At 62.3% G+C, this 6,000-nt stretch carries 5 protein-coding genes; 4 read left to right on the forward strand and 1 reads right to left on the reverse strand.

The genetic code is table 11. The features are described from left to right. Positions 1-69: 69 nt before the first annotated feature. Positions 70-624: a glycosyltransferase gene (locus tag ACFMO7_RS17390; RefSeq protein WP_376796752.1), complete on the forward strand. Its 555-nt coding sequence runs from the start codon at positions 70-72 to the stop codon at positions 622-624. Beyond that, positions 578-1,288: a hypothetical protein gene (locus tag ACFMO7_RS17395; RefSeq protein WP_376796753.1), complete on the forward strand. Its 711-nt coding sequence runs from the start codon at positions 578-580 to the stop codon at positions 1,286-1,288. Before ACFMO7_RS17390 ends, ACFMO7_RS17395 begins: the two co-directional genes overlap by 47 nt. Here ACFMO7_RS17395 and ACFMO7_RS17400 read toward each other — a convergent pair. After that, positions 1,200-2,081, reverse strand: coding sequence for a response regulator (locus ACFMO7_RS17400; protein ID WP_376796754.1), 882 nt, complete (start codon positions 2,079-2,081; stop codon positions 1,200-1,202). The genes ACFMO7_RS17395 and ACFMO7_RS17400 overlap by 89 nt on opposite strands. Before the next feature lie 510 nt (positions 2,082-2,591). On the opposite strand from ACFMO7_RS17400, the gene ACFMO7_RS17405 reads away from it, so the two are divergent. Continuing rightward, the gene (locus tag ACFMO7_RS17405) at positions 2,592-3,503 is read left to right on the forward strand and encodes a phosphate ABC transporter substrate-binding protein (protein WP_376796755.1); all 912 of its coding nucleotides are present in this window, start codon (positions 2,592-2,594) and stop codon (positions 3,501-3,503) included. A gap of 2 nt (positions 3,504-3,505) precedes the next feature. Then, entirely contained in the window at positions 3,506-5,515 is a 2,010-nt protein-coding gene (locus ACFMO7_RS17410; protein ID WP_376796756.1) for a HAMP domain-containing protein, read from the forward strand. Positions 5,516-6,000: the final 485 nt, after the last annotated feature.

A 6,000-nucleotide genomic window follows, 5' to 3' on the forward strand; every position in this document is an offset into this window, starting at 1 on the left:
ATCGCCGGAGCGCACCCCTGCGGGAGCGCCAGCCGCCAGCAGGCGTCGCAGGGTTACCCGTAGTCTCGATTGTTGTTCGTTCCGGCCCGCAACGAGGAGGCCAACATCGGGCGCTGTGTGCGCTCGTTGCTCCTGCAAGACTATCCGGCGGACTACGAGGTGATTGTCGTCGACGATGGTTCCAGCGATCGGACGCGGGCCATTCTGGAGCAGCTAGCGGCGCAGCCGGAGTCGGCTGATCGCCTGCGACTCCTCTCCCTCAGCGCCGAGCTTCCCTTGAGGTGGGCGGGCAAGCCGCATGCCCTGCATGCTGGGGCCTCGCAGGCCCGCGGTAGCTGGCTGGTCTTCACCGACGCCGACAGCTACTGGTCGCCGTCAACGCTGCGGCTGACCCTGGGTGAGGCCCTGGCGAGCGAGATAGATCTGCTCTCTGTGGTTGCCCGAGCAGGAGCTGGCCGATGGCTGGAATCGGCTCACGTTGCCACTCGCCCTGATGGGCATGAGCCTCCAGTTTCCGCCACCCCTTGTCAATCGGCCGTGCTCTCCCCTGGCCACGACGAACGGTCAGTATATCCTGTTGCGCCGCTCCGTCTACGAAGCCATCGGCGGCTATGCCCATCCTGAGCTGCGCGGCTCAGCCATCGATGATCGTGATCTGGCCGTGGTGGTCAAGCGCCACGGCTATCGCCTCCGTCTCTATGACGGGCGGGGCCTGGTGCGTGTCCAGCTCTATTGTGGTCTGCCGGCCCTCTGGCGCGGCTGGCGCAAGACCATCTTTGTTGGCAGCGGAGGACTGCCCTTCATGCTGGCTGCTCTCATGGGGCTGCCGCTTGTCGCGGTGTTGCCTTTTCTGTTGCCGCTGCTCCTCTGGCTGGCACGCGGCTGGTGGCGCCAACACGGGATCAGCGCGGGCGAGGCGCTCCTCACGAGCCTCCTGACGCTGCTTCCCCTCCTCGTCTGTCGCTGCTCCCTCAACCAAGCCCCTGGCTTGCCGTGCCGTCAGACCCTGACCCATCCCCTGGCCGGCCTGTTGTTCATGGGCATCCTGGCCGAGGCTTGTTGGCGCCAACTGACAGGGCAGGGGGTCGACTGGCGCGGCAGAGTCTACGGAAGCTCGCGCCCGGCCTCGGCTGGGCCTGGCCAACCTCAGCCTGCCTTGGGGCCAACAGGTGCAGAGAGAGCGCTGCCGACCTTAGCGCTTACAGACCCTCGTCGGCCAGCAAGCCCTGACGCAGGCCAAAGATGGCTGCCTGCGTGCGGTCACGGATGCCGAGCTTCTGGAAGATGACCGAGAGGTAGTTTTTGACCGTCTTCTCGGAGTAGGAAAGCTGAGCAGCAATTTCGCGGTTGCTCATGCCCCGGGCAACGTAACGAATGATCTCGATCTCCTTCTCTGTCAGGTCGTTGAGGGTGGGCGAGCCAGAGGCGCCAGGCTGCTGAGAGAGGCGGCGCAGCTCGGCAAGCACGCTGCCGGTCAATTCTGGCTCGATCAAGGCTCCTCCGGCGTGAACCGTGCGAATAGCGCGGATTAGCTCCTGAGAAGAGGCGCTCTTGAGAAGGTAGCCGCGGGCACCATTCTTGATAGCGCGCAGTACCTGAGGGTGCTGGCGATGCATGGTCAGGATGATGATGGCCACCTGGGGGAGTTCCTCGGCAAGCTGGCGCGTCAGGGCGAGGCCATCGAGTTGCGGCATGCTGATGTCGAGCAGAACCACATCGGGAGAGAGTTGACGAACGACGCGCAGGGCTTCTGGCCCGTCGGCGGCCTCCCCCACAACCTTGAGATCCGGCTCCAGTTCAAGCAGATGGCGCAGCCCCTCGCGCATCAGGGTATGATCGTCGGCCACTACGACCCGGATCACGCCGCGCTCTGCCGGCCTGCTCGAGACCGATTGTTCTGCGGCTCTGCTCGAAGAAGCTGCCTTCGTTGGCTCTGCCGTGGTGACAGGAGCTGGAGCTGTCGACGGCAGCAGGCCGGTCGCTCCCGCCCCTGAAGCAATCCTCAAGGTGGAGGTCGCGCTGCTCGCTCGGCGATTGGGGCTATAGTCGTGGGCACGCTGCTTTTTATGTTGCTGGGGCATAGCTTGCTTACCTTTCGCCAGACACTCTGCGATGCTTCTGTGTAGAAAAGCTTCCTATTCCATCAAGGTGTTTCTTCCTGGTTAGATTATACCAGGCAGCCAAGCAGGGAAGCCAGAGCGAGCAAGAGGGACCCATCTCGACGACTTTTCCCAGCCCTTCGTCGCCGAAGAGAGGCGCCTCCACCAGCCTGGCCAGAGGGGGACCTTCCCCTCGACTGCCTGGGCAAGATTTAACATTGTGATTAACTTCAATTCACCGGCGATTAATGACGGCTTAAACTGGGTTGTGCATAAGATGTGAAGGAGGCACCCGAGGCTCTCGGCCTGCGTGCGAGCCTACGGATCCGGGCGGGAGCTGGCAGAGCGCGCAGGCTGCAGAGCCGGCAGAGCGAGGTGCCTGGTCATCCTTGTGATCTATTTTTTCTATTATGTATGAGCACTGATTGATAGAAAATGATCGGCACAAAAAGAAGAGGAAGAAGGAGAGCGATAAGAGCAGCGCTAATTGGTTTGGGTCTGATCGTACTCATTCTTCTGACGGGATGTGGGGAAGTAGCAGGCTCGCAGGAGGCTTTAAGCGGGCGACTACGTATTGCCGGCTCGACCGCCTTGCAGCCCCTGGTCAATGCGGCCGCCACTCTCTTTGAGAGCCAGCATCCCCAGGTTCGCATTCAGGTGGACGGGGGAGGAAGTCGGGCTGGCCTGGCGGCGGTCACCAGTCGCCAGGCAGACATTGGGGACTCCGACATCTACGCCGACCCAGCCATCTATCCCGATCCCAATCTGACCGACCACATTGTCTGCGTCATCCCCTTTGCGATGGTGGTCAATCCTGACGTCACCGTCACCTCGCTGACGCGCCAGCAGATCATCGATATTTTCTCAACGGGTCGCATCAGCAACTGGAGCCAGGTTGGCGGCCCAGATCTGCCCATTGTACCGGTTGTGCGTCCCCAGACCTCTGGAACTCGCGACACCTTTCGCAAATACATCTTGGGAGGACGCGACGAGAAGGGCAAGCTGCTGCAGACGGACTCTTCTGTGACCGTACGAGAGACCGTGGCCCACACCCCGGGAGCCATCGGTTACCTGGCCCTCTCCGTCCTGACCCCGGCAGTGCGGGTTCTGGCCATCGAAGGCGCCAAGCCCACGCTCGCCGATATTGTGGCCGGTCGCTACAGCTTCTGGAGCTATGAACACATGTATACGCTGGGCGATGATAGTCCCTTGCTGAGCGCCTTTCTCGACTTCATGCTCAGCCCGCCGGTGCAGCAGAAGGCACAGGCGATGGGCTATATTCCCATTGCGGCTATGAACCTCAACGGAGCCACCGGCCAGGGGAAGAAGACCAGCGCTCTTGCTCTGGCGGCTACAACCGGGCCGGAGCGCGCCCGCTTCCTCGGTCCCAGAAAGGAGGAGTAAGGATGCAGCAGCCAGCCCACAGAAAAGGCCAGGCGCAGCTACCCTCGCTGGCAACCTCTCCCTTGCTGCCGGCAGGTACCGCCGCCGACCACAGACCCAATCTACGCATTCGTCCCCGCTCGCGGCGCAGTGGCAACCTGCTCCTCAACCTCTCCATCGGCAAGCGTCTCACCGTTGGCTTCCTTCTCGCCGCTCTGATCGCCGCCCTGGCCGCCGGTCTGATCGGCGTCCTGCGCTCCCAATCCTTGAGCCGGCAGTCGAGCTTTTACCAGAAACTGCTGAGCATCAATACCTCGCTCACCACGGGGGCCGACTATCTGCAGCTCATGAACACCGAAGTCCATAATCTGCTCGCCTCTGCCAGCGCCCCGGCCCCTTCCCAGGAAACGATCGCCCAGGAGCGTCAGGCCATCAGCGGCCTGGCGGCGCGCTACGACGCCATCCTGTCCACCTACGTCGCTCAGGACCTGCTGGTCAATCATCCCGATGAAATGGAGCTGCTGGCCGAGGCTGGTCAGAGTGGCCAGCAAGGGCAGCAACAGACCCTGCTGGCCAGTGCCTTGCGCACCTGGCGCCTCTATCGAGCCTCCCAGGACCAGGTGCTTGGGGAGATCGCCCAGGGCAATCTCAGCGACGCTCAGAACCTGTTACGCTTCCAGGTTGAGCCGACCAATGCTGACGCTCTCAGCGCCCTGCGTGCTCTTATTCAGCTCAATCAGCGCCTCGCCGCCGCCGTTCAGCAGGCGGCAGGAGTCGAAGAGCGTAACCAGCTCATTACCAGCGTCATCGGGGCCATCTTTGCCTCGCTGGCCATTGTCCTCGTAGGCTGGTTCATCTCGGGAACACTGGTACGCCGCCTGCGCCATCTGCAGCAGGTCACGCGGGCTATTGAAAACGGCCAACTGGAGGCGCGCGTGACCGTCATTGGGCGCGACGAGATCGCCGAGGTCTCGGCGGCCTTCAATGCCATGCTAGAGACCCTGCTCAACTTGCTGGAAGAGACACGACGCCAGCGCGATGCCCTGACCAACGCCGCCGAGCACCTCTTCAGCGACATGCGCGTCGTCAGTGCGGGCGACCTGCGCATCAATGCGCCGGTCAGCGATGACCCCATTGGTCTGCTCGCCAATGCCTTCAATTTCACCGTAGGGCGCTTTCGGCGCTTTGTCCTGCGGGTGCAGGTGGCGATCCAACAACTGGAGATCATCACGCGCCGGCAGCAGGAGCATGCCGATGCACTCATCCAGAGTCTCCATCTCCAACCAGCGCCAGGGCGTCCCGAGAGTCAGACTTCCAGCCTGGCCACTGGCTTCGCCTCGCTGGGGGAACGGGGCCGTAGTCCCTCTGGCTCGCTGGCTTCCCCGATCGCTTCTGGCAAGAGCCTGGGGGAACAGTTGGAGCGCGAGCTGGGAGAGCTAAAAGGCCGCCTGCGACGCGGCCGCGAGCGTCTGCAGGGCTTGCTCGATACGACGACCGTTGAGCAATTACAGCGCCTGAGCGCGCTGCTGCGCCAGATCGAGGAAGAGGCTGCCCGTCCGGCCCGCTGGACGGCCAATGCCCAGGGTATCCGCCGCGAGCTGCACATTCCCAGCCCCTTGCTTCAGCAGCTCGAGCAGGGCCTGAGCAGCCTACAGCAACAGCTCGCCTCTGCATTGAAAGATCTCGATCGAGAGCTATTTGCCTTGGGGCAAGAGCTTAACCGCTTGCGAGTGAGGCTCAATGCCGTCGGTGCGGCAGCCGTTGGGGGTCCAGGCGGAGGAGGAAGTGGAGGGGGAGAAAGTGCGGAGGCGGCCCGTCTGGCGCTGGCCTTTGCCAGCGAGGTGAACTCGTTGACCCAACAGCTAGCGGCGGTGGCCCAGGAGCTGCGCAGCAGCCTGGTTGGCTTCCAGTTCGAAACAGTGGAGGCGGGGAGCCTGAGCAGCGAGGCACCGGCCCGACTACAGGCCCCGGCAGGCATAGCCAGCGCTCACAGTTCGCCCACCGACCTGCTTTCTCGTTCCCTGCGTCTCTAAGCTCGCGCTGGCCTGATCCGACGATGTGCCGCTCCGGCCTCTGGAGAAAGTGGCCTCGGATCCGGATCTGGCCAGCGGAGACGCTAGCCGTCGGGAGTGGGAGTCAGCAGCCTCGTCGACCTGCTCTTCTCTACAGCCAGTGTGCGGCTCCTGGCTCACCTTCTCGCTGGCGCTCTATACGCTGGATTTATCCGCAGCCATCGATCTTCTTGTCTGCTTGCCTGTTTGTCTGCTGCTTTCCCCGACGCTCTCCCGCCCTTTCAGACTAACATAGCGCGCTGCATTGTTGCGAACATGCGATGCGTTTGAGAGGCAGCTCATGTTCACTCTGTGCGACACTTTGCCCTTCGCTGTCAGAGCGAAGACTCCCCTTCATGGCTATTTCTGTCGCAAACCCTTGAAAAAGAAAACGTGATCGCATATGATAGGCACATATCAATGAGATACATACATACGTTCATACCGTCATCAGTAATTATATGGCT

It is taken from the genome of Thermogemmatispora sp. (assembly GCF_042408735.1).
Classification (GTDB): domain Bacteria; phylum Chloroflexota; class Ktedonobacteria; order Ktedonobacterales; family Ktedonobacteraceae; genus Thermogemmatispora.